This window comes from Cypionkella sp. (assembly GCF_030652235.1).
Classification (GTDB): Bacteria; Pseudomonadota; Alphaproteobacteria; order Rhodobacterales; family Rhodobacteraceae; genus Cypionkella.
In genome coordinates this window covers 1-26187 of record NZ_JAUSBA010000020.1, presented here as the reverse complement: position 1 = coordinate 26187, position 26187 = coordinate 1, and the positions used below count along the sequence as shown (strand labels likewise).

General features: G+C 60.4%; 28 protein-coding genes. 21 read left to right on the top strand and 7 right to left on the bottom strand.

Annotated elements, in window-relative coordinates; all coding sequences use genetic code 11:
• Window positions 1-329: 329 nt before the first annotated feature.
• The gene (locus tag Q7V03_RS05510; protein ID WP_304924608.1) at window positions 330-1337 is read right to left on the bottom strand and encodes a hypothetical protein; all 1008 of its coding nucleotides are present in this window, start codon (window positions 1335-1337) and stop codon (window positions 330-332) included.
• A gap of 20 nt (window positions 1338-1357) precedes the next feature.
• Window positions 1358-1828, bottom strand: a complete 471-nt coding sequence (gene greA, locus Q7V03_RS05505) for a transcription elongation factor GreA (protein WP_304924607.1) — start codon at window positions 1826-1828, stop codon at window positions 1358-1360.
• A 271-nt stretch (window positions 1829-2099) separates the two neighbouring features.
• Between greA and Q7V03_RS05500 the strand changes: the two genes are divergently transcribed.
• From Q7V03_RS05500 to Q7V03_RS05490, 3 genes are all read left to right on the top strand, one after another.
• A complete protein-coding gene (locus Q7V03_RS05500) occupies window positions 2100-3752 on the top strand; it encodes an electron transfer flavoprotein-ubiquinone oxidoreductase (RefSeq protein ID WP_304924606.1) in 1653 nt (550 codons plus the stop codon).
• Between the two features lie 138 nt (window positions 3753-3890).
• A complete protein-coding gene (locus Q7V03_RS05495; protein WP_304924605.1) occupies window positions 3891-5660 on the top strand; it encodes a tetratricopeptide repeat protein in 1770 nt (589 codons plus the stop codon).
• The gene (locus Q7V03_RS05490; protein WP_304924604.1) at window positions 5647-6489 is read left to right on the top strand and encodes a 4-(cytidine 5'-diphospho)-2-C-methyl-D-erythritol kinase; all 843 of its coding nucleotides are present in this window, start codon (window positions 5647-5649) and stop codon (window positions 6487-6489) included. Before Q7V03_RS05495 ends, Q7V03_RS05490 begins: the two co-directional genes overlap by 14 nt.
• A 65-nt stretch (window positions 6490-6554) precedes the next feature.
• Here Q7V03_RS05490 and Q7V03_RS05485 read toward each other — a convergent pair whose 3' ends face one another.
• Entirely contained in the window at window positions 6555-7556 is a 1002-nt protein-coding gene (locus tag Q7V03_RS05485; protein WP_304924603.1) for a polyprenyl synthetase family protein, read from the bottom strand.
• Between the two features lie 68 nt (window positions 7557-7624).
• On the opposite strand from Q7V03_RS05485, the gene Q7V03_RS05480 reads away from it, so the two are divergent.
• The 3 genes from Q7V03_RS05480 to Q7V03_RS05470 all read left to right on the top strand — a co-directional run bounded on the left by Q7V03_RS05480 (window position 7625) and on the right by Q7V03_RS05470 (window position 8853).
• Complete coding sequence (locus tag Q7V03_RS05480; protein WP_304924602.1) at window positions 7625-7840, top strand: DUF2007 domain-containing protein; 216 nt, start codon at window positions 7625-7627, stop codon at window positions 7838-7840.
• Window positions 7841-8590, top strand: a complete 750-nt coding sequence (locus Q7V03_RS05475) for a tRNA1(Val) (adenine(37)-N6)-methyltransferase (protein ID WP_304924601.1) — start codon at window positions 7841-7843, stop codon at window positions 8588-8590. It abuts the gene before it with no gap.
• A 98-nt stretch (window positions 8591-8688) separates the two neighbouring features.
• Complete coding sequence (locus Q7V03_RS05470) at window positions 8689-8853, top strand: YdcH family protein (RefSeq protein WP_304924600.1); 165 nt, start codon at window positions 8689-8691, stop codon at window positions 8851-8853.
• Here the strand turns inward: Q7V03_RS05470 and Q7V03_RS05465 are convergent.
• From Q7V03_RS05465 to Q7V03_RS05450, 4 genes are all read right to left on the bottom strand, one after another.
• Entirely contained in the window at window positions 8850-9731 is an 882-nt protein-coding gene (locus Q7V03_RS05465) for a DMT family transporter (protein ID WP_304924599.1), read from the bottom strand. The genes Q7V03_RS05470 and Q7V03_RS05465 overlap by 4 nt on opposite strands.
• A 137-nt stretch (window positions 9732-9868) precedes the next feature.
• On the bottom strand, window positions 9869-10594 hold the full coding sequence (gene phbB / locus Q7V03_RS05460; protein ID WP_304924598.1) for an acetoacetyl-CoA reductase: 726 nt from the start codon (window positions 10592-10594) through the stop codon (window positions 9869-9871).
• A 134-nt stretch (window positions 10595-10728) separates the two neighbouring features.
• Complete coding sequence (locus Q7V03_RS05455) at window positions 10729-11904, bottom strand: acetyl-CoA C-acetyltransferase (protein ID WP_304924597.1); 1176 nt, start codon at window positions 11902-11904, stop codon at window positions 10729-10731.
• Window positions 11905-12037: 133 nt separating this feature from the next.
• Complete coding sequence (locus Q7V03_RS05450; RefSeq protein WP_304924596.1) at window positions 12038-12877, bottom strand: EAL domain-containing protein; 840 nt, start codon at window positions 12875-12877, stop codon at window positions 12038-12040.
• Window positions 12878-13010: 133 nt separating this feature from the next.
• On the opposite strand from Q7V03_RS05450, the gene Q7V03_RS05445 reads away from it, so the two are divergent.
• From Q7V03_RS05445 to Q7V03_RS05375, 15 genes are all read left to right on the top strand, one after another.
• Complete coding sequence (locus Q7V03_RS05445) at window positions 13011-13583, top strand: DNA-3-methyladenine glycosylase I (RefSeq protein ID WP_304924595.1); 573 nt, start codon at window positions 13011-13013, stop codon at window positions 13581-13583.
• A gap of 271 nt (window positions 13584-13854) precedes the next feature.
• The gene (locus Q7V03_RS05440; RefSeq protein ID WP_304924594.1) at window positions 13855-14718 is read left to right on the top strand and encodes a branched-chain amino acid aminotransferase; all 864 of its coding nucleotides are present in this window, start codon (window positions 13855-13857) and stop codon (window positions 14716-14718) included.
• A gap of 58 nt (window positions 14719-14776) precedes the next feature.
• The gene (locus tag Q7V03_RS05435; protein ID WP_304924593.1) at window positions 14777-15232 is read left to right on the top strand and encodes a universal stress protein; all 456 of its coding nucleotides are present in this window, start codon (window positions 14777-14779) and stop codon (window positions 15230-15232) included.
• Window positions 15233-15966: 734 nt separating this feature from the next.
• Window positions 15967-16437: a DUF2867 domain-containing protein gene (locus tag Q7V03_RS05430; protein ID WP_304924592.1), complete on the top strand. Its 471-nt coding sequence runs from the start codon at window positions 15967-15969 to the stop codon at window positions 16435-16437.
• A gap of 100 nt (window positions 16438-16537) precedes the next feature.
• The gene (locus Q7V03_RS05425) at window positions 16538-16702 is read left to right on the top strand and encodes a hypothetical protein (RefSeq protein ID WP_304924591.1); all 165 of its coding nucleotides are present in this window, start codon (window positions 16538-16540) and stop codon (window positions 16700-16702) included.
• 78 nt (window positions 16703-16780) lie between these two features.
• Window positions 16781-17338 (top strand): NifU family protein, encoded by a 558-nt coding sequence (locus tag Q7V03_RS05420; protein ID WP_304924590.1) that lies wholly within the window; start codon window positions 16781-16783, stop codon window positions 17336-17338.
• Between the two features lie 16 nt (window positions 17339-17354).
• Entirely contained in the window at window positions 17355-17981 is a 627-nt protein-coding gene (tsaB, locus tag Q7V03_RS05415; protein ID WP_304924589.1) for a tRNA (adenosine(37)-N6)-threonylcarbamoyltransferase complex dimerization subunit type 1 TsaB, read from the top strand.
• A complete protein-coding gene (locus Q7V03_RS05410; protein ID WP_304924588.1) occupies window positions 17978-18388 on the top strand; it encodes a GNAT family N-acetyltransferase in 411 nt (136 codons plus the stop codon). Before tsaB ends, Q7V03_RS05410 begins: the two co-directional genes overlap by 4 nt.
• Before the next feature lie 215 nt (window positions 18389-18603).
• The gene (locus Q7V03_RS05405) at window positions 18604-19599 is read left to right on the top strand and encodes a BMP family protein (RefSeq protein WP_304924587.1); all 996 of its coding nucleotides are present in this window, start codon (window positions 18604-18606) and stop codon (window positions 19597-19599) included.
• A complete protein-coding gene (locus Q7V03_RS05400) occupies window positions 19599-21209 on the top strand; it encodes an ABC transporter ATP-binding protein (RefSeq protein ID WP_304924586.1) in 1611 nt (536 codons plus the stop codon). Before Q7V03_RS05405 ends, Q7V03_RS05400 begins: the two co-directional genes overlap by 1 nt.
• A gap of 1 nt (window position 21210) precedes the next feature.
• Window positions 21211-22356, top strand: coding sequence for an ABC transporter permease (locus Q7V03_RS05395; RefSeq protein WP_304924585.1), 1146 nt, complete (start codon window positions 21211-21213; stop codon window positions 22354-22356).
• Window positions 22356-23324, top strand: coding sequence for an ABC transporter permease (locus tag Q7V03_RS05390; protein ID WP_304924584.1), 969 nt, complete (start codon window positions 22356-22358; stop codon window positions 23322-23324). Before Q7V03_RS05395 ends, Q7V03_RS05390 begins: the two co-directional genes overlap by 1 nt.
• Before the next feature lie 86 nt (window positions 23325-23410).
• A complete protein-coding gene (locus tag Q7V03_RS05385) occupies window positions 23411-24217 on the top strand; it encodes a purine-nucleoside phosphorylase (protein ID WP_304924583.1) in 807 nt (268 codons plus the stop codon).
• Between the two features lie 77 nt (window positions 24218-24294).
• Window positions 24295-25221 carry a sulfite exporter TauE/SafE family protein gene (locus Q7V03_RS05380; protein WP_304924582.1) on the top strand — a complete coding sequence of 309 codons (927 nt, stop codon included), beginning with the start codon at window positions 24295-24297 and terminating at the stop codon, window positions 25219-25221.
• The gene (locus Q7V03_RS05375; protein ID WP_304924581.1) at window positions 25218-25973 is read left to right on the top strand and encodes a TIGR02186 family protein; all 756 of its coding nucleotides are present in this window, start codon (window positions 25218-25220) and stop codon (window positions 25971-25973) included. The genes Q7V03_RS05380 and Q7V03_RS05375 overlap by 4 nt, the downstream gene beginning before the upstream one ends.
• Window positions 25974-26187 lie beyond the last annotated feature (214 nt).

The window sequence follows — 26187 nt, the reverse complement described above, 5'->3', positions numbered from 1 at the left end:
TCGACAGCTACGATAAAATCCTCGACCAATGCGCCGCAGCCTGGAACTTCTTCGCGAACGAACCGGCAGCGATAACCTCGATCATGTCCAGAGACTGGGCAACGGTCAATATCTAGGGCCGTTGGTATTACAGATGCGCATTGCGGATCTGTTAATCTTTCATCGCCGCCGCATTGTCCTGCACCAGACCGGACCACGCGATTGCTCTTTTTGAAATACTCCCGCGCGGCGCGCTTGCGCGATTTCAGCCCAAACCACGCGTCCAATCATCCCCGGCAGCGCCGACGAGCGGGGCCTCGATGGCCCCCAAGGCGGCACCTGCGTTTGGGTCAATCAAACGTCCCCGTCACCCGACCAAACAGCATGAACGCCCGGGCGGTGCGGGTGTCGGCCAAATCGGACAGGTCTTGATCGCTTGCCACTTTCTCAAATTCGGAAAACACCCGGTCAAAGGTGCGCAAAAAGTGGTGGGCGGCGTCGCGGAACACCGGGTCTTCGCGCATCCGGCCTGCGGTCAGTGCCAGGGACGAACGGTCACGGATGCCGCCCAAGGGGGCGATGGCACGCCCCCGCTCACCACCCGCAAATTTGCGCCACAACTCAGGCCGCGCGCGGTCGGGCTTCAGGTCATCCATGAAGATGCCCTCTTGGCTGAGCAGGGTCAGCACGTCTTGGGCTGCACGGATCAGTTTGGCGACGTTGCGGTCTTCCAGCGCCAGACGCAAAGCGCGAAAACCTTCTTTGTCATCGGGGCTTTCTGGAAATTGCACGGCGCGGGTGAAATCTTGCACCGACAACGGCGCGCGCATCGACTCGGACGGGGTGCCCAAAGCCAGACCGGGCTGTTCTGCCTCGGGCTGCGGCTGCGGGGCCACCAGCGCGGCTTTGCGGTCGGCTGACGGCACGGTCAGCCCAGAGTCGCGGCGCGAGTTGAAGCTGGCGAGGGCGTTTTCGGTCTGCTTGGCGGTGGCTGCGATCTCATCGAGCTTACGCTCCACCGAGGGCCGCATGCCGCCCTGCTGCCCGCTTAGATAGGCCGCGCGCATCGTCTCAACCGTCGCCTGCAGCCGCGCCGATTCGGCGCGCAAGGATCGCACCGAACGCAGGGTTGTCACCGCAGCCCAGATCAGTGCCAGCGGCAAGAAAACGGCCAGAAGGGTCAGCACATAGCCCAGCACACCCGATTCCACCGGGCCGGTCAGGAAATAGCCGCCGACAGCAACCACCCAAAGCAGGCTCATTGCGGCGGCCACCCATTCGGTTGGGCTGACCGACGGGTCGGCGAGATCGCGCGCGCGCGACCCCAAGCTGCGGGGCGTTTGTTTAGGTTCGGCCATGTTTTTGTCCCTAAGCCGGGTCAGACGTAACGGATCGAGAGGATTTCGTAGCCGCGCGTGCCGCCGGGTGTTTTCACCTCGACCGAGTCGCCTTCGTCCTTGCCGATCAACGCGCGGGCCAAGGGTGAGCGAATGTTGAGCAGGTTGTGCTCGATGTCCGCCTCGGATTCGCCGACGATCTGATAGGTTTTTTCCTCGTTGGACTCTTCATCCACCAAGACCACCGTGGCGCCGAATTTGATAGAGCCGGTCAGCTTGGCGACCTCAATCACTTCGGCCAGCGAGATGATCGCTTCCAATTCTTTGACACGGCCCTCGATGAAGCTCTGCTTCTCACGGGCGGCATGATACTCGGCGTTTTCCGACAGATCGCCATGCTCGCGTGCCTCGGCAATGGCACGGATCACAGCGGGGCGTTCCACCGATTTCAACTGCTTCAATTCTTCGTCCAGAGCGGTGAATCCGCGCCGGGTCATTGGGATTTTTTCCATTTGTCTCTTCACGCAAATAACAAGGTCACAGCCCGGATGAGCCATGACCTTGCGCCACTCTTGGCCATACCTGAACCGAGCGCGGGTGTGATTGCAAGGGGGAAAGCCCGCAATCGGCGGGGGTCCGTCGCAGGGCGCGAAAAATCTGTCGCAGCAGGGAAAGAATGTTGCGCAGGTTCTGCGATCTAGCCCTGGGATGTTGCGTCACAGTTGACCCTGACTGTCGGTTCGGGCAATGACGCAGCAGCATTTTGCCAAGTCGGAGAAAGAGATGTCGCAAGGTATCGCGCGCGAGCAGATGGATTATGATGTGGTCATCGTGGGCGCAGGTCCTGCGGGGCTGTCTGCGGCGATCCGGCTGAAGCAGTTGGACAGCAATCTGACGGTTGTGGTGCTGGAAAAAGGCTCGGAAGTCGGGGCACATATCCTGTCGGGCGCGGTGTTGGACCCGGTGGGTTTGAACAAGCTGATCCCAGATTGGAAGACCCGCGGCGCGCCTTTGCACACGGCCGTGGTCGAGGATAATTTCTATATTCTGGGGCCTGCCGGGCAGGTGCGGATTCCGAATTGGCCGATGCCGCCGTTGATGAACAACCACGGCAATTACATCGTCTCGATGGCGAATGTTTGCCGCTGGATGGCGGAGCAGGCCGAGGGCCTTGGGGTCGAGATTTTCCCCGGCATGGCGTGTTCGGAACTGGTTTACGGCGACAACGGCGAAGTGCGCGGCGTGGTGGCGGGCGAGTTCGGCAAGAATGCTGACGGCACTCCCGGCCCGTCGTATGAGCCGGGGATGGTGCTGGCCGGGAAATATGTGTTCCTGTCCGAAGGCGTGCGCGGGTCTTTGGCGAAAGAGGTCATTGCGAAGTATGATCTTTCGAAGGGTCATGAGCCGCAGAAGTTCGGCCTTGGTATGAAGGAAATCTGGCAGATTGATCCGGCCAAGCACAAGCTGGGCACGGTCACGCACACGATGGGCTGGCCTTTGGGCAGCAACGCGGGCGGCGGCAGTTTTATCTACCACCTTGAGAACAATCAGGTTTATGTCGGCTTCGTGGTGCACCTGAACTACAAGAACCCGCACCTCTATCCGTATATGGAATTCCAACGCTTCAAGCATCATCCGATGGTGGCGGAACTGCTTAAGGGCGGCAAGCGCGTGGCTTACGGCGCCCGGGCGATTTCCGAGGGCGGCTGGCAGTCGATCCCGAAGATGGTGGCTCCGGGTGTGGCGCTGCTGGGATGCTCGGCGGGTCTGGTCAACGTGCCGCGCATCAAGGGCAACCACAATGCGATGCTGTCAGGGATTGACGCGGCACAGGCGGCGTTTGTGGCGATTTCGGCGGGCCGTTCGGGCGATGAGTTGACCGAATACGAGGCGCTGGTGCGTGGCGGCCCGATTGCGGCTGACTTGAAAAAGGTCCGCAACGTCAAGCCTTTGTGGTCGAAGTTCGGGCTTGTGGCCTCGCTGTTCCTGGGTGGCGCGGATATGTGGGCGAATACCTTTGGGTTTACCATTCTGGGCACCTTGAAGCATGGGAAGAACGACGCGGAATCGACCGGGCTGGCGAAGGATTATGCGCCGATTGACTACCCGAAACCCGATGGCGTGTTGTCGTTTGACCGTTTGACCAATGTGGCGTTCTCGGCGACCAACCATGACGAAAACCAGCCGGCGCATTTGAAGTTGAAGGATGCGTCTGTCCCAATTCTGGTCAACCTGCCGCTGTATAACGAACCCGCGCAACGCTATTGCCCTGCGGGGGTCTATGAGGTGATCGCAGAGGTCGGAAAAGAGCCGCGTTTCCAGATCAACTTCCAGAACTGCGTGCACTGCAAAACCTGCGATATCAAAGACCCGTCGCAGAACATCGTCTGGACCACGCCGATGGGCGGCGGCGGGCCGAATTATCCGAATATGTAATCCCTCAAACATGTGATCTGACTTTCCCTGTCGGATCAGCGATGATGCGCGGACTGGGGGCGATAAACCCCCGGCCTGCATTGCTTCTCGGCCCGCGCGGCTCTAGCTTTGTGGCAACGCTTACAGGAGCCGCCCCGGATGCTTTTTCCCCGCCTGACCCGCACGCAACTGCTGCTGGCCTCTGCTTTGACAGTTTTGCCGTTTGCCGCACTGGCTGAAACCGCGAAAGTGAAAGCCGATGCGACGCAAACCACGGTCAGTGAAGGCCCGGTCAGCGAAGCTGGGGCTTATCTTGCCGCCGGGGTTGCTGCGTCGGAAGCCGATTATGCGGCGGCAGTGGAGTGGTATGGCCGGGCCTTAACGGGCGATGCCAACAATCCCGCGCTGCTGGAAGGCGCTGTGATGGCGCATGTCGGTGTGGGCGATATGGAAGGCGCTGCAAAACTGGCGCGGGCTTTGCAGAAGGCGGGGGCGAAAAGCCAGACAGCCACGGTGGTTTTGATCGCGGACGATGCCACGCGGCAGGATTATGAGGCTATTCTGCAAGAGCAGGCTGCGGGTGGATCTGCGGGTGCTGTGCTGGATGATCTGGTAAAGGCTTGGGCCAAGCTGGGCTTGGGGCGGATGTCGGAAGCCAGCGAAGGCTTTGACAAGCTTGCCAAAACCAAAGGGCTGGAGGCGTTCGGGCTGTATCACAAGGCGCTGGCACTCGCTTCGGCGGGCGATTACGAGGGCGCCGAAAACATCCTGTCGGGCAAGGCTGGGGGAAGCTTTCCGCTGACCCGGCGTGGGCTGATTGCAACGGTGGAAATCCTTAGCCAGTTGGAGCGGAACCCCGAAGCCGTGACGATGATTGACCGCAATTTCCAGCCCGGCACTGACCTTGAAATTGACGATCTGCGGCGACGTCTGGCTGCTGGCGAACCCTTACCCTTCACCATCGCGCGCAATGCCAGCGAGGGCATCGGCGAAGTGTTCTACAGCATGGCCAATGCGGTGAAGGGCGAGGCAGATCCAAGCTTTACTCTGCTGCACGCCCGCGCCGCCGCCTATCTGCGCCCCGACAACACCGAAGCCGAACTGCTGGTGGCAGGCCTGTTGGAACAGCAAGGCCAGCACACATTGGCGACGGCGGCCTATGCGTTGGTGCTGCCGAGCGATCTGAACTTTCATGCTGCCGAAATTGGCCGCGCCAATGCGACCTTTGCTGCGGGCCACCCCGAAGCGGCGCTGGAGATCCTGCAAGGTCTGGCGCGGGCGCATGGCGATATTCTTGCGGTACAGGTGGCTTTGGGCGATGGAATGCGGCGCGAGAAGCGCTATGACGAGGCTTATAAAGCCTATGATGCCGCGATCAAAATGGTGCCGGACCCGACGCCCGGCCATTGGGTGTTGTTCTACAGTCGGGGCGTCGTTTCGGATGCTTTGCGCAACTATGCCGCCGCCGAGGCCGATTTCCGTCGCGCGATGGCGTTAAGCCCAGACGAGCCCGAACTGCTGAACTACCTCGGCTATAGTCTTGTCGATCAGGGTCGCAAGCTGGACGAGGCTTTGGGCATGATCAAACGTGCGGTGTTGATGCGGCCCGACAATGGCGCGATTCTCGACAGCCTTGGGTGGGCCTATTACCGCTTGGGGCGCTATCAGGATGCGCTGTTGCCGATGGAGCAGGCCTCGTTACGAATGGCGGTGGATGCGACGGTAACCGACCATCTGGGCGATGTCTATTGGGCTGTGGGCCGCAAGCGCGAGGCGGAATATCAGTGGCGGCGGGCTTTATCGTATGGCCCGGATGACAAGCTGGCGGCTCGGTTACGCTTGAAGCTGGCGAAGGGTTTGGATGCCGTGCTGGCCGACGAAGGGGCGGCACCCTTGAAACCCGTTGAGGCAGCGCTTGCCACGCCGTGAGCTAGAATTGCAGGAGTTTGCCCCCGCCAAGATCAATCTGGCGCTGCATGTGACGGGGCAGCGGGCGGATGGATATCATTTGCTGGACAGCATCGTGGTGTTTGCCGGGGTGGGTGATTGGATCGCAGCTGCGCCGGCTGATCGGTTAAGCCTGACGGTGACAGGCCCGCAGGGGGCGGGGTTGTCTGGCGACAACAACCTTGTGCTGCGGGCGGCGCGGTGTTTGGGCGTTGCGGCGGCACTGGTGTTAGAGAAGCATTTGCCCGTGGCCTCGGGCATCGGGGGCGGCTCAGCTGACGCGGCGGCGACGTTGCGAGTTTTGGCGGCGATGTCTGGCGTGGCTCTGCCGGATGCGGCGGCTGTGCTGGCTTTGGGGGCAGATGTGCCAGCGTGTCTGGCGGGCCGTCCGGTGCGGATGCAGGGGGTGGGTGAGGTGTTAACGCCGCTGCCCGCGCTGCCGGAATGTTATGTCGTTCTGGTCAATCCGGGGGTGGCGGTGGCCACGCCTGAGGTGTTCAAGGCTATGCCGCGCAAGGATAATCCGGCGATTGGCGTGGTGCCGGAATGGGACTCGGCGGTTGCGTTGGCGGATTGGCTGAAGCGTCAACGCAACGATCTGGAGGTTGCGGCGATTGGTCTGGCCCCGGTGATTGCGGATGTGAAAGCCGCGCTGGCGGCGCGTCCGGGCTGTTTGCTGGCGCGGATGTCGGGATCTGGGGCGACGTGTTTCGGGCTGTTTGCCAATGAGGAATTGGCGAAAGCCGCCGCAGGCGTTTTGCGTGCGCAGGCCCCGGCCTGGTGGGTGGCAGCAGGGCCGGTTCTGGCGTAACCGCCTGCTCTTTGCGCCCTTTCGGTCGTGCATCGCGGGGACGGCTGACAGGCCGCAGGAGCGGCTTAATTGATGCGTTCGACCACATAGCCGGCCAGGTCTGACAGCATCGCGCGCAAAGGATGGTCCGGCAGAGCGGTGAGGGCCGTTTGGGCTTTCGCCGCCCAAGCCAGGGCATCGGCGCGGGCGGCTTCCATCGCGCCGTGTTTCGCCATCAACGCAAGCGCTTGTTCCAGATCGCCCTCGGCCTGCTGGCCCTTTTCAATCACCCGCACCCAAAAGGCGCGGTCTTCGGGCGAAGCTTTGGCCACGGCTTTGATCACCGGCAGCGTCAGCTTACGTTCGCGGAAATCGTCGCCGGTGTTCTTGCCAATCACCGCAGCCGAACCGCCGTAATCCAAAAGGTCATCGACGATTTGAAAGGCGATGCCCAAAGCGTCGCCATAGTCGAATAGGGCTTTGACCTGCGCCGGGGTGCCGCCTGCGATTTCCGCGCCAGATTCAGTGGCAGCAGAAAATAACGCAGCGGTTTTGCCGCGCACGACCTGCAGGTAAATCGCTTCGGTGGTGGCAAGGTCTTGGGCGGCGGTCAGTTGCAGCACTTCGCCCTCGGCAATGGTGGCGGAAGCGTTGGCAAGGATATCCAGCACCCGCAGATTGCCGGGCTCGACCATCAATTGAAACGCGCGGGCGAACAGGTAATCGCCGACCAGCACGGAAGATTTGTTATCCCACAGCAGGTTCGCGGTCGGGCGACCCCGGCGGCGGGCGCTTTCATCGACCACATCATCATGCAGCAGGGTCGCAGTGTGGATGAACTCGACGGTGGCGGCCAGATGCACATGATAGGGCCCGGTGTAGCCGAGCAGGCGGGCGGCGGCCAACACCAGCATCGGGCGCAGGCGTTTGCCGCCCGCCTCGATCAGATGTGCGGTGACTTCCGGGATACGCGGCGCGTGTTCAGACGCCATCCGCGCCCGGATCATCGCATTCACCGCCACCATGTCATCTGCCAAAGCATCGGCCAGCCTGTCATGCGGTTTTTGCGCGGCGTTGATCATGTTCATTCTAACCCCTTCAGGTATCGACACATAGGTATCGACACGGGCGTGCAACCCCGCGTAAACCCAATCCCATGAAGCTTTTATTGCGCACAACCGACCCCACCGTGATCGCCTTTGCTCAAGTGCTCCTTGAGGGCGAGGGTATAGACAGCTTTGTGATGGACGTCCACATGAGCACGCTGGAAGGCGGCATCGGATTGTTCCCACGTCGGATCATGGTGGCGGACCGGGATTTGTTTATCGCGCAGGCAATTTTGGCGGATAATGCCATCCCGGACGGGCTGTGAATGGACGATCTGACGCAAGACGCCTTTCTCTGCGGCAAATTGCAGCTTTGGCAACCGCGTCACGGCTACCGCGCGGCGACCGATCCGGTGTTGCTGGCGGCGGCCTGCCCTGCCCGGCCCGGTCAATCGGTGCTGGATCTGGGCTGTGGCGTTGGGGCTGCGGCGTTCTGTCTCGCGCGGCGGGTGCCCGATTTGCGGCTGGCGGGGCTGGAAGTGCAGCCCGATTACGCCGCGTTGGCGCAGCGCAACGCGGTTGAGAACGGAATTGCGATGCAGGTCGAAGTCGGCGATCTGGCCGATATGCCGAAAGCCCTGCGGGTGGATTTTGACCATGTCATTGCCAACCCGCCCTATTACCCCAAAGGGGGCACTCCCAGCCCAAACGCGGGGCGCGCCACGGCATTGCAGATCCACACGCCCTTGGGCGATTGGGTGCAGGCTGCCAGCCGCCGTTTGGCTCCGGGCGGCTGGCTGACGCTGATTTGTGGGGCGGATGGGCTGCCGGAAGTGTTGGCGGCCATGGCGGGCAAGCTGGGGTCCGCCGCGGTGCTGCCGCTGACCGCCCGTGAGGGGAAACCTGCGCTGCGTATTTTGCTGCGGGCGCGCAAAACCGGGCGGGCGGCATTTCGACTGCTCGCACCGTTTGTGATCCATCACGGCACGTTCCATGACGGCGACCGCGAGAGTTATACGGCGCGGGCCAGCGAGATCTTGCGCGGCGGGGAATCGCTTTCGGATGAATTCCGCTAATTGCACAGAATAATCGCTTAGGTTGTGTGAAGATTTGGTGACACGACTCAGTTTCTGTGTTGCAATCGAGATGTTGAACCAGCATCAGGAGGACTTGCATGACCGTCGCTTCCCACATCGCTGAACTGAAAAAGAAGCACGATACCCTTTCATCCAAAGTTGAGCAGGCGCAGCGCGCGCCCGCCGTGGATGGCCTGCACATCGCCGATCTGAAAAAGCAAAAGCTGAAACTGAAAGAGGAAATTGGTCGGCTGAGCGCTTAACCCTTTTTGGCGCTGGCCGTTTTTGCAGAACTTGCTTTCGCCGCCAGCGCCGCCCCGCATGTGATCAAAACCGCCGCGATCAAAATCGCACTTGACGGTTGAGTGATCCCAGCCGCCACCAAAGCCAGTGTAGACAGCAACGGTGCTGCATAAGAGGCGACTCCCAGCAGTTGGATGTCGCCTTTTTTCATGCCGATATCCCAAGTGAAGAAAGCAGCCCCCACTGGGCCTACGCCAAGGGCTGCGACGCTGGCCCAACCCAACGCACCTTGCGGCCAAGTGGTTGTTTCCAAAGCCATATGCGCGAGGGCAGACAGTAAAGCGGTCGCCAAGCAGAACACGGTGACGGATTCGGTTGGCACGGCACCCAAACGCCGCGACAGCACGGAATAGACCGCCCAAGTCACGGCGCAAAGAAAGGCCAGTGTCAGGCCAAGTGCCGAGCCTTGTGCTTCACCGCCGCGCGCCAGAACGATCAGCGCCGCTCCGGCAAAAGCGATCAATGCGCCAAGGATATGGGCCGCGCCCAAGCGTTCGCCCGGCAGCAGCCCCGACAGCAGCACGATGAACAGCGGCCAAAGATAGGCGATCAGGCCAGTTTCGGCGGTGGGGGATAACCGGAAGGCGGTAAAATACAGCAGGTGGTAGCCAAAAAGTCCCAATGTGCCAAAGGTATAGACCTTCCACGACACGGTTTTCAGCACGCCCAACCCCGCCCCAGTGATGGTCCAGATCAGGCCAATCGTGCCGCCAATGCCAAAGCACAACGCGTTGAGCAGCAGCGGCGGCACCGGGGTTGAGCCGATGGTGAACAGCGCCAGCAGCGCCCACATGGCGATGGCGGTCAGGCCGATCAGCGTTGCTTTGGTTTTGGTCATATCTGCCCCTTTGATTGGGTTTACCTGCCGAATAAGCCCGCTTCGAGCAAGCAAAAAGGCCCAACCATACGGCTGGGCCTGTAGGGCGGGGTTCGTCCCGCCTTATGTTTTGTAGGCCGGGTGAACCCCGCCCACCCTCAAACCACGAATTGCCCGCCGTTTGCCGAAATCGTCGATCCGGTGATGAAACCTGCATCATCCGACGCCAAAAACACCACGATCCGCGCGATTTCCTCGGGCTCACCCAAGCGACCTACTGGAATTTGCGGAATGATCCGCTCTTTCAGCACTTTTTCATCAATCGCCTTTACCATATCTGTACCGATATAGCCGGGGCATATCGCGTTGACCGTGATGCCCGCGCGCGCGCCTTCAGCGGCAAGGGCCTTGGTAAAGCCCAGATCGCCGGATTTCGCGGCGGAATAGTTTACCTGCCCCGCTTGGCCCTTCTGGCCGTTGATCGAGGAAATGCTGATCACCCGGCCAAACTTGCGATCCCGCATCCCGGTCCACAACGGATGCGTCATGTTAAACAGGCCAGTCAGGTTGGTGTCGATGACTTCCTTCCACTGGCCGGGAGTCATCTTGTGGAACATCGCATCGCGGGTGATGCCCGCATTGTTGACCAGCACGTCGACCGGGCCAAGATCGGCCTCAACCGATGCAATGCCAGCGACACAAGCGTCATAATCCGCCACGGACCATTTATAGGTAGGAATCCCGGTCGTTTCGGTGAAAGCCGCCGCCGCCTCATCATTGCCGGCGTAGTTCGACGCAACCGTGTAGCCCGCGTCTTTCAAGGCCACCGCAATAGCCGCACCAATGCCGCGCGATCCGCCTGTAACCAATGCTACCTTTGCCATCTATTCCTCCTCCAAGGTTACTTTTGAAGCCATGTTGTCAACATGAGGCTTTTGAAATCATGTTACCTAGACACGTAAATGGGCGCAATAATATTGCGCCCATTTACAGAATTTTATTTCAATATATCGCAGACTTAAGCGCGTTCAATACACATCGCCACGCCCATGCCGCCACCGATGCACAGGGTTGCCAGACCCTTTTTCGCACCCGAGCGGCCCATCTCATGGATCAGCGTGTTCAAAATACGCGCGCCCGAAGCGCCGATCGGGTGGCCAATCGCAATCGCGCCGCCGTTGACGTTGACCTTGCTGGTGTCCCAGCCCATGTCTTTGTTAACGGCACAGGCTTGGGCAGCAAACGCCTCATTCGCTTCGATCAGATCAAGGTCGGCAGCCTTCCAGCCGGCTTTCTCCAACGCTTTGCGGCTGGCGAAAATCGGGCCGACGCCCATGATCGACGGGTCCAATCCGGCAGTCGCATAAGACGCGATGCGCGCCAGCGGTTTCAGCCCGCGCTTGTTGGCATCGGCTTCCGACATCAGCAGCACGGCTGCCGCACCATCGTTCAGACCCGAAGCATTCGCCGCCGTCACCGAGCCATCCTTGGTAAACGCCGGACGCAGCTTCTGCATCGACTCCAAGGTAGCCCCGTGGCGGATGTATTCGTCTTGATCAACGACCACATCGCCCTTGCGGGTCTTGATGGTGAAGGCGATGATCTCATCCTTGAACTTGCCCGCCTTCTGCGCGGCTTCGGCCTTGTTCTGCGACGCCAGCGCGAATTCGTCCTGCATTTCGCGCGAAATCTGCCACTGGTTGGCCACGTTTTCCGCCGTCATGCCCATGTGATAGCCGTTGAACGCATCCCACAGCCCGTCGCGGATCATGCTGTCGATGAAGTTCAGATCGCCCATTTTTTGCCCAGCGCGCAGGTGTGCGACATGCGGCGACAGCGACATGCTTTCCTGACCACCGGCGACGATGATATTGGCGTCGCCCAGTTGCACATGCATTGCACCCAAAGCCACAGCGCGCAGACCCGAGCCGCAGACTTGGTTCAGCGACCAAGCCGAAGCCTCTTTCGCAAGCCCTGCGCGGATATGTGCTTGGCGGGCCGGGTTTTGGCCTTGGCCAGCGGTCAACACCTGACCCAGAATGGTTTCGGCGACTTCCGCCTTGTCGATCCCGGCGCGGGCCACAACGGCCTCAATCACCGCCGCGCCCAGCTCGTGTGCCGGGGTGGCCGCGAAGGCTCCGTTAAAGCTGCCAACAGCGGTGCGTGCCGCCGATACGATTACCACATTGGTCATGACGAGCGCCTTTTCCCAGAAACTATCCGGCAAAGCCCTGCTTCGCCGACCTAAACCATGCCCTAGGTCGACAGGCGCTGAAAAGCAAGTTTTGCTGCATGGCCAGATTGACGCAGGGTCAATCCTGCCGATTTCAAGTCGTTTTCCACGCGGCGTTGCGATAAAACGCGGGCTTCAGGGTGGCAGCACCAAACAAATAGCCCTGCAGACAATCCACCCCCATCTGTTGCAGCATCTGCGCCTCGGCTTGGGTTTCCACCGATTGTGCTACGGTAAACATTTGAAAATGCTGCCCAATCGACAAAAGCGCCGCCGTCAGTACTTGATTGTCAGCGTCTTGATGAATGTTGCGGATGAACTGGCCATCCAGTTTCAGGATATCAAAATAGAAATCCTTGAAATAGCGAATCGCCATATTGCCCGCGCCGAAATTATCCAACGCAAAGGCAACCCCCGCCCCCTTCAGATCATCCATGAAGGCCACCACCAATTCTGGCACCTGCATCGCCGAGCTTTCGGTGATTTCGAGAATCAGTCGCTCGCCAATCGTCGGGCTGACGGAAAGCCCCCGCCGGAGGGTCTGTATCCAGCGCGCATAGCCGATGGAACGCGCCGACATGTTGATCGACAACCGCAGATCAGGCACCCGCGCCAGTGCCGCCAAACCGATGTCCAACGCAGCACAGTCGATTTCGCGGCCAATTTCGTGGCTTTCAACCGCCTCCATAAAGTCTTTCGCCGGGATCACCCGCCCGGTGGGGTCAAGCACCCGGATCAGCCCTTCCTGAAACGCCACGCGGGCGGGATCGCGGGCCAGAACCACCGGTTGATAGGCCAAGCGCAAGCGTTTGCTGTCAATGGCTTGCCGCACCATCGACAGGGTTTCCCGATCACCTGCCGAGATCGCCACGCCCAAGGGGCTTGCCACGCCCGCCTGCGCGTCCAGCCGGGGCTTTGGTTTTGGCATGATCATCGCAATGCTCCCTCACAGCAGGCCGTTGGCACAGCAGGCGACTGGCCAGGCAATGGACAGAGTGCCGCCACAACAGTAAAAGCCGCCTTAAGTATTCGAATTTTAAGCCAATTTTAATGATTATGGGGGCCAGATGAACGATGAGACCCAACGCTGCGGCTGGTGCGGCAGCGATCCTTTGTATGTCGCCTATCATGATGACGAATGGGGCCGCCCCGAGCGTGACCCGCGCGCGTTGTTCGAATGTCTGATTCTGGAAGGGTTTCAGGCGGGCCTGTCTTGGATCACCATTCTGCGGCGGCGTGAGACGTTTCGCGCAGCTTTCGCTGGGTTTGACCCTGCCGTACTGGCGACTTGGGGTGAGGCCGAAACGCTGCGTTTGTTAGCCGATCCGGGCATCATCCGCCATCGAGGCAAGATTGAGGCGACCTTCGCGGGGGCCCGCGCCTATCTGGTGATTGAGGCGCGTGAGGGGTTTGCGACCTTCATATGGAAGCATGTCGGCGGCCAGCCGGTGGATCGACAATTGGGGAGTCTGACCCAAGCTGTGGCGCAGACAGAGGCATCGGTGGCGCTGTCAAAGGCGCTGAAGGTTGAGGGGTTCAAGTTTGTTGGCCCGACCACCAGCTATGCCTTTATGCAGGCGGTGGGCATGGTGAACGACCATCTGGTAACCTGTCCTTGGCACGGAAAAATGACGGCTTGAGGCCGATACAATCCCGTCACAGAATCGATTCAAGCCTCAACCATAGTCAGTCTTGGGGCTATTTTCCCCGTCTGTCCCACCCTCAGGCTGGCATTTTGCAGCCAAGCCCTCGGACCAGTCCCCCGGTCCGAGGGCTTTTTTCATCGCGAATACGGCAAAAGCCTGCGCATCGGCGCGAAACTGCGGGCAGGCTTCCGCTTGGACAGACGCGCGCCCTTCCCGCTGGCTGTGCCGCATGATTAAGCTTGCGGCAAAACAGCAGGAGATCAGCATGGCCTTTGGCAAATCCATCCGCACCTTTTGGGACGGGCGCTGGCATGACGGCGACATGGCGGTGATGAAGGCGGCGGATCATGGCATCTGGCAGGGCACCTCGGTGTTCGACGGTGCGCGGTATTTTGACGGCATGTGCCCAGATCTGGATCTGCACTGCGCGCGGGTGAATAGGTCAGCCGAGGCGCTGATGATCACCCCAACCTGCGCGCCCGAAGATATGGCGGCGATCATCCGCGAGGGCTTGCAAAGCTTCGGGTCGGAGCAAGCGGTGTACATCCGGCCGATGTATTGGGCGCTGCATGGATCAGAGCTGGGCATCGTGCCGCTGGCGGGGGCGACGGGGTTTGCGATCTCGTTGGAGGAAGTCGCGATGCCGGACCGGGATTTCGCCACCACGGTGACGCGGACAAGGTTCCGCCGTCCGGTGCTGGAAGATGCGGTCTGCAATGCCAAGGCGGGGTGTCTTTATCCGAATAACGCACGGATGCTGGTCGAGGCGCAGGCCAAGGGGTTTGGCAATGCTTTGGTCGCGGATGCGTTGGGAAATTTGGCGGAAAGTGCGACGGCCAATGTGTTTTTGGTGAAGGATGGCGTGGTGTTTACGCCTGTTCCAAACGGCACGTTTCTGGCCGGGATCACCCGGGCGCGGCATATTTCGAACCTGCGCACCGATGGAGTCGAGGTGCGCGAAACCGTGCTGACCTTTGAGGATGCGCATGCTGCGGATGAGATTTTTCTGTCGGGCAATTTTGCTAAGGTCACGGCGGTGAAGGCGTTTGATGACACCGAATATAAAGACCGCCCCATGACGGCGCGGGCGCGTGATTTGTATTGGGAGTGGGCTGCAACCCAGCGCTAGGCCCCGCTTGCCTTCCCTTTGGCGCGGCTGCATGATCACGGCGTTAGGGGAGACACATATGCGGAAGTTTCTTGTCGTGCTGGATGACAGCCGGGAATGTCTGAACGCGATGCGATTTGCGGCGCTGAGGGCGGCGCATACCGGCGGGGGGGTGCAGATTTTGTCGATCATCCCGCCCGAGGAGTTCCAGCATTGGATGGGGGTCGCTGATCTGATGCGGGCCGAGGCGCGCGAGCGGATCGAGGCGCATTTCGAGGTGTTCGCGCAATGGATGCGCGACAAGCAGGGGGTGGACCCTGAATTGATCATCCGCGAGGGCGATCCGGTGGCGGAGATTTTGGCACAGGTCAAAGAAGACCCGGCGGTGGGGATTCTGGTGCTGGGGGCGGGCACCGACAAATCCGGGCCCGGGCCACTTGTGACGGCGATGACGCGGTCTTCGGGAAGCTTACCTATTCCGATCACGATCGTTCCGGGCGATATGAGCAAGGAACGGCTGGAGAGCATTACCTGAGGATGGTCCCAACTCGGGACCATTGATTTTATTGACGGATTCTGAAGGGTGTGGGGTATGGTTAATGGGATTTAACCCTGTTGGTCGTATCCGCGCCCAAGCTTGACCGTGTATTTGGGCTGTATCTTATGCAGCGAGGCCGCTTTTCCGAGGACACCGCAGTCGCGCTGCCGATGTAATCTATTGACGATATGGGCTTTGGAATGGTCGTTGCGGCTGGCAAACTGCGCGGCTTCACCTGGGTGTCTGGTTTGCGGACAGAGCTGCCGTTTGGCTGAGAACCTACTTGGTTGCGGCCCTTACGATTGAAGTCGAATGATCGCCGCTGAAGGACGCTGCCGGAAAGAAGATCAGCGCGCCATTTTCCTCTCGGATCATTATTCCGGCATATGTATCTGACGGCCACTTAGGCTTTGGGAAGTCGTCAGCATAACTATCCGACTCTGAGCAAAGAACCACCTCCCCTCGTATGGTGTGGTCCGTGACTACTTGGTCACCCGCTTTCGCCAGATATACTGAGCACATTTCCATCTGCGATCCATTCTTTGAGGACAAGGTCACTGACTACCGAAGTGTTCATGATGACTTGAGTGGCTTTGACGGACAAGTCGCGGCAATGGGCTTGAATCGGCGTTTCTGGATACCACAGCTTGCGGCTTGGGGGGTGAGGCCATCTGTCTCAGCCTGTGTATCGCGCATTGGGGTTATGGTACTTATAAAGCGAGATTCCCGCCATGCAGCTTCCTGCCCATGCGCAACTGATCGCCCCACGGGCGGCGTTGGCTTTTCTGGATTGTCAAAGCGTCGCCCTGCCCGCCCCGATCACCGCACTTGAGGCTTGGCGGCTGGTGATGGCGCAGCCGCTGCCGGGGTTGGGCCTTGCGTTTTGGCTGCGGGATGCGATTTCGGCGCGGTTTGGGGTGGCGCGGATTGGCGGGTTTTCGGGGGCAGCGGGGGCTGATCCGCAGGTGGGCGACCATCTCGATTTCTTTTTGATCGCGCATATCGACGATCAGGTGCTGTCGCTGACCGTGCGCGACAAGCATCTGGATGTGATGACTTGTGTGACGGTGGAGGGCGCGCAGTTGGCGATCACCGCTTCGGTGGTCACGCACAACGGGTTTGGGCGGCTTTATATGGTGCCGGTGGCCCCGGCGCACAGGCTGATTGTTTGGGCGATGTTGCGGCGATTGCGGCGGCGGTGATGGCCTTGCGCTGGCTGCATTTCGCACTTGCAGCATCGTGTACTTTGCAGTTGCAGCATTTCGCCCTATATGCGTTGCGGGAGGACAAAAGGAGCACGCTATGAGCCGCAATCTGTCCGACACCGTCTTGGTGACAAAACCCGCCGCGATCCGCGCCGCCGAGGAATCGATCGCTTATTTCAAAGCGCCTGCGCTGCCTAAGCTGAAGCCGGCGGCTGTCTTGACGCCGCTTGAGGTGATGTATGCCTATTATGATGCGGCTTGAAGCGCTTTAGAACGGTTCCAAACTTGACTTCGCGACACCAAGGGCGCATATCCAACTGGAATAGTCGGAGAAAAGATCATGTTCATCCAGACCGAATCCACCCCGAACCCCGCGACGCTGAAGTTCCTGCCGGGGCAAGCCGTGCTGGAGATGGGCACCGCTGATTTTCCAAGCCTTGAGGCTGGGCAAAAGTCGCCGCTGGCCAAGCGGATTTTTGCGACCGGCCAAGTCACCGGCGTGTTCTTTGGCACCGATTTCATCACCGTGACCAAGGCCGAAGCCGCCGATTGGCAGCATATCAAGCCCGCGATTTTGGGCGCGATCATGGAGCATTTCCAATCGGGCGCTGCGGTGATGGAAGGCGAAAGCCAAGCGGCCCATGCGGCGCATGACGGGCCGGATGGCGATATCGTCAAGCAGATCAAAGAGTTACTGGATACCCGCGTGCGTCCTGCGGTGGCACAGGATGGGGGCGACATCACCTTCCACGGTTTTGACCGGGGCGTGGTCTATCTGCACATGAAGGGCGCTTGCGCAGGATGCCCATCGTCAACCCTGACGCTGAAGATGGGGATCGAGAACCTGCTGCGGCATTACATCCCAGAAGTGCTTGAGGTGCGTCCGGTTGCGGCCTGAGGCGGATGCGGGTGCTGTGAAACCTGATATCATTCTCGCATTCGACACATCGGCGGCGCATTGCGCCGCCGCTTTGCTATTGGGCGGCCAAGATGATGGGCAGGTCTGGTTGAAAACCGAGGCGATGGAGAAGGGGCAGGCGGAACGGCTGATGCCTTTGATCTTGGATTTGCTGGCTGAGTCTGGCGTGGTTTTGGCGGATGTGACGGCGCTTGCGGTCGGCACCGGGCCGGGGAATTTCACGGGCGTGCGGATTGCAGTGGCTGCGGCGCGGGGCTTGGCTTTGGGCTTGGGCGTGCCTGCAATTGGGGTGACCCGGTTGGAGGCTATGGCTTACGGTCTGCCGCGCCCGGTGACGGTGATCGAGGACGCGCGGCGCGGCGAGGTTTATGTGCAGCGGTTTGAGCTGGACGGGCCGGGGGTGGCGCGGATTGTCGCGGTTGAGGCTTTGGACGCAGTTGAGGGATCTGTCGCGGGCCAAAATGGCTTGCACAGCCTGCCAATTGCCGAGGCGATTGCGCGGATTGCTTTAAGCCGCTTGGGATCGGTGCAGCCCCGGCCCGCGCCGTTCTATCTGCGCGGCGCGGATGCAGCACCGCCCTCTGATCCGCCGCCGGTTATACTTGATCTGGTGGAACCGTGACCTTTGACGAGATGGCGGCGATCCATGCAGCCTGTTTCACCACGCCAAAACCTTGGTCTGCGGCAGAGATTGCCAGCACGCTGGACGGTGCCTTCGTGTTTGTGCTGACGGAACCAAGCGGGTTTCTGATTGGCCGTGTGGTGGCGGGTGAGGCTGAATTGATCACACTTGCGGTAGACCCCAGTGCGCGCAAGCGGGGCACGGGGGGGCGGTTGGTGGATGGTTTTTTGGCCGAGGCCAAGCTGCGCGGGGCCGAATCAGTTTTCCTTGAAGTGGCGGCCAATAACCTGCCCGCGCAAAGCCTTTACGCCCGCAAAGGCTTTGAGCCGAAAGGCAAACGTCGCGGTTATTACCAAACCCCTGCGGGCGCGCGGCTGGATGCTTTGGTGCTGATGCGGGCGATTTAACAGCCGTTGTCGCCAAATTACTGACCAAATGGTATATTTCTTACTGTAAGCGGGCGATGGCGCTATCTGCTTACGCAACCGTGCCACAGATTCCTGTTGACCCTCCCGCAAAGCGCTGTCCTAAATCCAGCACGACCCGCAGGGGCGATGGCCACACGGGCTGCGCCGAGATGGGAAAACAAAAACGCTAACAACACGACAACCGGGAGAAAACTATGACCCTGATGAAACACCTGCTGGGTGCCGCAGCGACTTTGGCGCTGACGGGCGGCGCGGCTCTGGCTGAACCTGCGATCATCTTCGATCTGGGCGGCAAGTTCGACAAATCGTTCAACGAGGCGGCATTCAATGGCGCTGAAAAGTGGGCGAAGGAAACTGGCGGCACGTATAAAGAGCTGGAAATGCAATCCGAAGCCCAGCGCGAGCAGGCTTTGCGGTCGTTGGCCGAAGATGGTGCCAACCCGATCATCATGACCGGCTTTGCGTTTGGCGATGTGCTGAACACCGTGGCGCCGGACTTTCCGGACACCAAGTTTGGCATCATCGACATGGTGGTTGAGCAGCCGAACGTGAAATCGGTGGTGTTTACCGAAGATCAGGGCAGCTATCTGGTCGGCATGATGGCGGGTCTGGCATCGAAAACCAACACCGTCGGCTTTATCGGCGGCATGGATATTCCGCTGATCCGCCGCTTTGGCTGCGGTTATGCGCAGGGCGTCAAGGCGGTGAAGCCGGATGCGACGGTTATTTTGAACATGACCGGCACCACGCCTTCGGCTTGGAACGATCCGGTGAAGGGCGCAGAGCTGACGAAAGCCCAGATTTCGCAGAAAGCTGACGTGATCTATGCGGCGGCGGGCGGCACCGGGGTTGGGGTTTTGCAAACGGCGGCGGATGAGGGGATTTTGTCCATCGGCGTCGATAGCAACCAGAATTATATGCACCCGGGGCAAGTGCTGACCTCGATGATGAAACGGGTGGATAACGCGGTCTATGAAGCGTTCAAAGAGGGTGAAAACCTGACCCCCGGCATCAATGTGATGGACCTGAAAGCGGGCGGCGTTGGCTATGCGATGGACGAGAATAACGCCAAGCTGGTGACACCGGAAATGCAGGCTGCTGTTGATGCGGCGGCTGAGAAGATCAAATCGGGCGAGTTGGTGGTGCATGATTACATGTCCGACAACACCTGCCCGGCTGGTTCGTTCTGATGGGGCTTTCGAGCAATGGGGGGCGGCAGGCAACTGCCGCCCTCTCCCCTTATGCGATTGAGTTAAAAGGCATCTCCAAGGCCTTTGGCCCGGTTCAGGCCAATAAGGATATCAATATTGCGGTGCCGCGCGGCACCATTCACGGCATTATCGGCGAGAATGGCGCGGGCAAATCGACGCTGATGTCGATCTTGTACGGGTTTTACCGCGCTGACGGTGGTGAGATCTTTATCAACGGCAAGCTGACCCCTATTCCCGACAGCCAGAGCGCCATTCGCGCCGGTATCGGCATGGTGTTCCAGCACTTCAAACTGGTGCAGAATTTTACGGTGCTGGAGAATGTGATCCTTGGGGCCGAAGATGGCCCGATGTTGAACACCTCGCTGGCGAAGGCCCGCAAGGTTCTGGGGGAATTGTCGCGCGAATATGAGATGGATGTCGACCCGGATGCGTTGATCGAAGACCTGTCGGTTGGGCATCAGCAGCGCGTGGAGATATTGAAGGCGCTGTATCGGCAAGCCGATATTCTGATTTTGGACGAGCCCACGGGGGTGTTGACCCCGGATGAGGCCGACCATTTGTTCAGGATTCTGAACGGCTTGAAGGATCAGGGCAAGACGATCATCCTGATCACCCACAAGCTGCGCGAGATTATGGAGGCAACGGACAATGTCTCGGTGATGCGGCGCGGCACGATGGTGGGGACGGTGAAAACCGCGGACTCATCGCCCGAGGCTTTGGCCGAGCTGATGGTCGGGCGCAAGGTTCTGCTGGAGGTCGAGAAGGTTAAGGCGGCACCGGGGGCGGTGGTGCTGGCGGTGGAAAATCTGCGGGTGAAGGATGAAAACGGCGTCGAGCGGCTGAAAGGCGTCAGCTTTGAGATCCGTGCCGGAGAGATTTTGGGCATCGCGGGGGTGGCGGGCAATGGCCAGTCGGAACTGCTGGAAGCTTTGGGTGGCATCGCGCGGGCAACCGGGCGGATCACGCTGAAAGGGGTGGATTTGCCGCTGGTCGGGTTGACCGCGAATGGGCAAACCCGGCGCGAAGCCGGGATTGCGCATGTGCCGGAAGATCGCCAGCACCTTGGGCTGATCATGGATTTTTCGGCTTGGGAAAACGTGGCATTTGGCTATCACAACGATCCGAAATATCAGAAAAACGCGTTGTTCATGGATAATGATGCGTTGCGGGCGGACACCGAAGCGAAGATGGCGCGCTACGACGTGCGCCCGCCGATTGCTACTTTGGCTGCGAAGAATTTCTCGGGCGGCAATCAGCAAAAGATCGTGGTGGCGCGCGAGATGGAGCAGAACCCGGACCTTTTGCTGATCGGTCAGCCGACACGGGGCGTGGATATTGGCGCGATTGAATTCATCCATAAGCAGATCATTGCTTTGCGCGATGCGGGCAAGGCGATCTTGCTGGTGTCGGTGGAACTGGATGAAATCATGTCGCTGTCCGACCGCATTGCGGTGATGTTTGACGGCCATATCATGGGCACGGCGGACCCCGAGACGACGAATGAGCGCGCTTTGGGGCTGCTCATGGCGGGCGTGTCGGATGCGGATAAATCTGGCGCGGGCAAATCGGACGTGGGCGGGAAGGCTTAAGATGAGAAAACTACCGCAATGGGCCGACGTCGTGTTGGTGCCGCTGATTAGTCTTCTGCTGGCGGCTTTGGTCGCGGCGATTGTGCTGTTGGCGATTGGGCAAAGCCCGACGGCTGCGCTGGGGATCATGGTGGAGGGCGCGTTTGGCTCGGCCAATGGCTGGGGCTATACCCTTTATTACACCACCAGCTTCATCTTCACTGGCCTGTCGGTGATCGTGGCGTTTCATGCAGGCCTGTTCAACATCGGCGGCGAGGGGCAGGCGCAATTGGGCGGGCTTGGTGTGGCGCTGGTCTGTCTTGCACTGCCGTGGCCGCATTGGACTTTGGCGCTGCTGGCGGCGACCTTGGGGGCGGCGGTTTTTGGCGCGGCTTGGGCGGCGATCCCGGCCTATTTGCAGGCGAAACGTGGCAGCCATATCGTGATCACCACGATCATGTTCAACTACATCGCTTCGGCCTTGATCGTCTACATGCTGGTCGATGTGCTGCGGCCTGCGGGGCAGATGGACCCGGCCTCGGCGCGGTTCCCGGAAGGCGCGAAGCTGCCTGCGCTGTCGGATCTGCCACTTTTGCGCGAATTTTTCGCGCGGTTGAACCCTGATGGCACGCCAAGGCTGACCAAGGCCGGGGTGGCGATGTATTCCAACGTGCCTGCGAATGTAACGCTGTTCATTGCGCTGGCGGCTTGTGTGGTGGTGTGGTTGCTGCTGTGGCGCACGCGGCTGGGCTATCAGATTAGGGCGTTTGGCAAATCAGAGGCGGCGTCGAAATATGCCGGGATCAATCCGGTGAAGATCACCATGATTGCGATGCTGATTTCGGGCGGTTTGGCGGGCATGATGGCGATCAATAATGTGATGGGCTCGGCAGAGCGGTTGTTGCAGAACTCGGCCGAAGGTGCGGGGTTCATAGGCATCGCGGTGGCGCTGATGGGGCGCAATCATCCTCTGGGGGTGTTGCTGGCGGCGCTGTTGTTCGGGTTCCTGTATCAAGGCGGGGCGGCACTGGGGCTGAATACCACGATTCCGATTGAGATGCGGATCGTGGTGCAGGGGCTGGTGATCCTGTTCACCGGGGCGCTGGATCAGATGGTGCGGATGCTGCTGGTCTGGGTCTTTAGCTTCGGACGAAAGGCGGTGGCGTGATGGATTATGAAACGCTGATGCAGATTTTGGGATCAACCGTGCGGTTGGGCACGCCGTTGCTGCTCGCGTGCCTCGCCGGCTTGTTTTCCGAGCGCGCCGGGATTTTTGACATCGGGCTTGAGGGCAAGATGCTGGCTGCCGCGATGGCGGCAGGGTCGGTGGCGGCGATGTCAGGCTCGGCTTGGATCGGGCTTTTGGCCGGGATCAGCGCATCGATGATTTTCGCGATGCTGCATGGGGTGGCGTCGATCACCTTTCGCGGCAATCAGTTGATTTCGGGTGTGGCGCTGAATTTCCTGTCCTCGGGGATCACGGTGCTGGTGGCTCAGGCTTTGTTTGGTCAAGGCGGGCGGACACCGCCGCTGAGCGGGGATGCACGGTTCAACCCGATCACCCTGCCCTTCGCGGAAAGCTTGCAGGATGTGCCGCTGATCGGGCCGCTGTATTATGAGGTGATCTCGGGCCATTCGATCTTGGTCTATGCCGCGATGGCTTTCGTGCCGTTGTCTTGGTGGGTGCTGTACCGGACGCGGTTTGGTCTGCGGCTGCGTGCGGTGGGCGAAAACCCGGCGGCGGTGGATACGGCGGGGGTTTCGGTGGTGGGTCTGCGCTATGCGGCGCTGGCGATCACCGGAGTTTTGTGTGGCATAGCAGGAGCTTACATGGCCACAGCCCTGCAAGCGGGCTTTGGGCGTGAGATGACGGCGGGGCGGGGTTATATTGCGCTCGCCGCGCTGATCTTCGCGAAATGGCGACCGTGGCAGGCTTTGGGCGCGACGATGCTGTTTGGATTTTTCCAAGCCTTGGCGCTGCGCCCGGATGTGGTCGAACGGGTGGCGCAGTTCAAAGTCCCGGTCTCGATGCTGGATGCTTTGCCCTATATCCTGACGGTGCTGGTGCTGGCGGGGTTTGTCGGCAAGGCGATCCCACCGCGTGCGGGCGGCGAGCCCTATGTAAAAGAACGCTGATCTTTCGGTTTCATCTTGGTATAAATACTCCACAGGGGGTCCGGGGGATGTGAAATCCCCCGGCGCCTGCCACAAAGGACGGTCCTATGCCTGATCAAACCGCCACCCTTGTCGGCCAAATCCAAGCCCGCGCGGGCAGTGGCCCTGTGAAACTCGGCCTTATCCTCGGCTCGGGTTTGGGGCATCTGGCGCAGGCGGTGCAAGGTGTGGCGATCCCTTACGGCGAACTGCCGGGGTTTCCGCATATTGGGGTGTCCGGCCACAACCCCCATCTGGTGATCGGCGATCTGGAGGGTTGCCGCGTCGCGGTGTTCGGCGCGCGCGAGCATTATTACGAGAACGGCAATTCTGCGGCGATGCGGCTGCCGCTGACGGTGCTGAAAGCCCTCGGCGCAGAGGCGCTGATTGCCACCAACGCAGCGGGATCTTTGCGCCCCGATATGCGCCCCGGCGATCTGATGCTGCTGAATGATCATATCAACTTTTCCGGCTTAAACCCACTGATCGGTGAGAAAACCGATGCGCGGTTCGTGCCGATGACCACGGCGCATGATGCAAAGTTGCGCGCGGGCCTTATAGCCTCGGCGCAGGCGGTCAATGTCGCGTTGCCAGAAGGCGTCTATGCATGGTATTCTGGCCCCTCGTTTGAGACGCCAGCCGAAATTCGGGCGATCAAGATCCTTGGCGGCGATGCGGTGGGGATGTCCACCGTGCCCGAAGTGATCCTTGCGCGGTTCCTTGGTCTGCGGGTGGCGGCGATCTCGGCCATCACCAATATGGCTGCCGGGATGAGCGATGAGCAGATCAGCCACGCGCATACCAAGGCGATGGCGCCGTTGGGTGCGGCGAAACTGGAACAGGTGCTGCGTCATTTCCTGCGCACGCAAGCGTGACGGCCACAAGGGTTTGACATCGCCTGCAAACCCGCGCAAGGCTTGAGGAAATCCGTCTCTTTCCGGGCCTTGCGCCAATGCAAATCTACCTCCCCATCGCCGAGGTTTCGATCAACGCCTTCCTGTTGTTGGGATTGGGCGGCATGGTCGGGTTTTTGTCGGGGATGTTCGGCGTCGGTGGCGGTTTTCTGATCACGCCGCTGCTGTTGTTCGTGGGCGTGCCGCCCGGTGTGGCGGTGGCGACCGGGGCGAACCAAGTGGTGGCCTCGTCGATCTCGGGTGTGCTGGTGCAGATGAAGCGCAAGGGTGTCGATTTCCGCATGGGGCTGGTGCTGCTGGTGGGCGGTTTTGCGGGCTCGTTCATCGGGGTGCAGGTGTTTGCCTGGATGACGGCTTTGGGCCAGATCGACCTGTTCGTGCAATTAAGCTATGTGCTGTTTCTCGGCCTGATCGGCAGTATGATGTTTGCCGAAAGCACACGGGCGCTGATCCGGGCGCATCGGGCTGGGGCCGCCGCCCCGATCCGGCGGGCGCATGTCCACACTTGGGTGCATAAGCTGCCGTTGCAGATGAAATTCCGCACCTCGGGGCTCTATATCTCGGTGCTTCCCCCTGCGGCGATTGGCGCTTCGGTGGGGTTTCTGTCGGCGATCATGGGGGTCGGCGGCGGCTTCATTCTGGTGCCGGCGATGATCTACCTGCTCGGGATGCCGACGCGGGTGGTGGTGGGCACCTCGCTGTTCCAGATCATTTTTGTGACCGGCTTCACCACGATCATGCATGCGATCAACAGCCAGACCGTCGATATGATGCTGGCGTTTTTGTTGATCATGGGCGGGGTGGTTGGCGCACAGATTGGCGCACGTCTGTCGACCCGGCTGAAGGCAGAACAGTTGCGCATCATGTTGGCGATCCTCGTGCTGACAGTCAGCTTCAAGATCGCGCTGGATTTGCTGCTGCAACCGGCCGAGTTGTTTTCGGTGACGCCGGGGCTGTTGCCATGATCCGGGCGCTGATCCTGCTGCTGGCCCTCACCAGCCCTGCAGTGGCGGATGAGGTTTTGGTCAGCGGCCTCAGCCAGAACCGGGTGCAGATCACCGCGAATTTCGACGGCTCAGAGATTCTGATCTATGGCGCGGTCAAGCGCGATGCTCCGGCCCCCGAAGGCCCGCCGCTCGAGGTGATCGTGACAGTCGAAGGTCCCAGCACCGCGCTGATCATCCGCCGCAAGGAACGCGTCGCCGGGATCTGGGTGAACCGCTCCTCGGTCACTGTCGATGCGGCGCCCAGCTTTTACGCGGTGGCGACCACCGACAAGCTGGATAAAATCCTGTCGGGCACCGAGGATCTGCGCCACCACATCACCATCCCGCAGGTGATCCGCGCGGTGGGCATCAGCGACGAGGCCGAGAACGCCCCGGATTTCATTGCCGCTTTGGAGCGGATCAAGCTTGATGAAAGCCGCTACCGCATCGCCGAACGCTCGGTGCAGCTGGCGGATGAGACGCTGTTTCGCACCGATGTGGCGCTGCCTGCCAATCTGACCGAAGGCAATTATACGGTGCGGCTGTTCATCCTGCGCGGCGGCGTGGTGCTCGATACCCAAGAGCGCCTGATCGCGGTGCGCAAGGCCGGGTTGGAGCGCTTTCTCTACAACCTGGCGCATCAGCAACCGCTGCTTTACGGCGTGCTGTCGCTGATGATGGCGGCGGTGGCGGGCTGGGGGGCTTCGGCCGCATTCCGGTTCGTGCGCTGATCGCGACACAAACCCGCTTCGCATTGCTCTTTTTGAAATACTCCCCCCGGAGGGTCCACCCTCTGCAAAGACGCGTCGCCTCATACCAACGGCCATTGTTTCTGACTCTGAGGGGATTCCCAAAGCGTTCAGATTCTGATTCTCTTGTTCCGACGGCAGGGAGGATCGAATGGCAATCGAGGTCACGCGGAAGGAATTGACGGCGGCGGAGCTG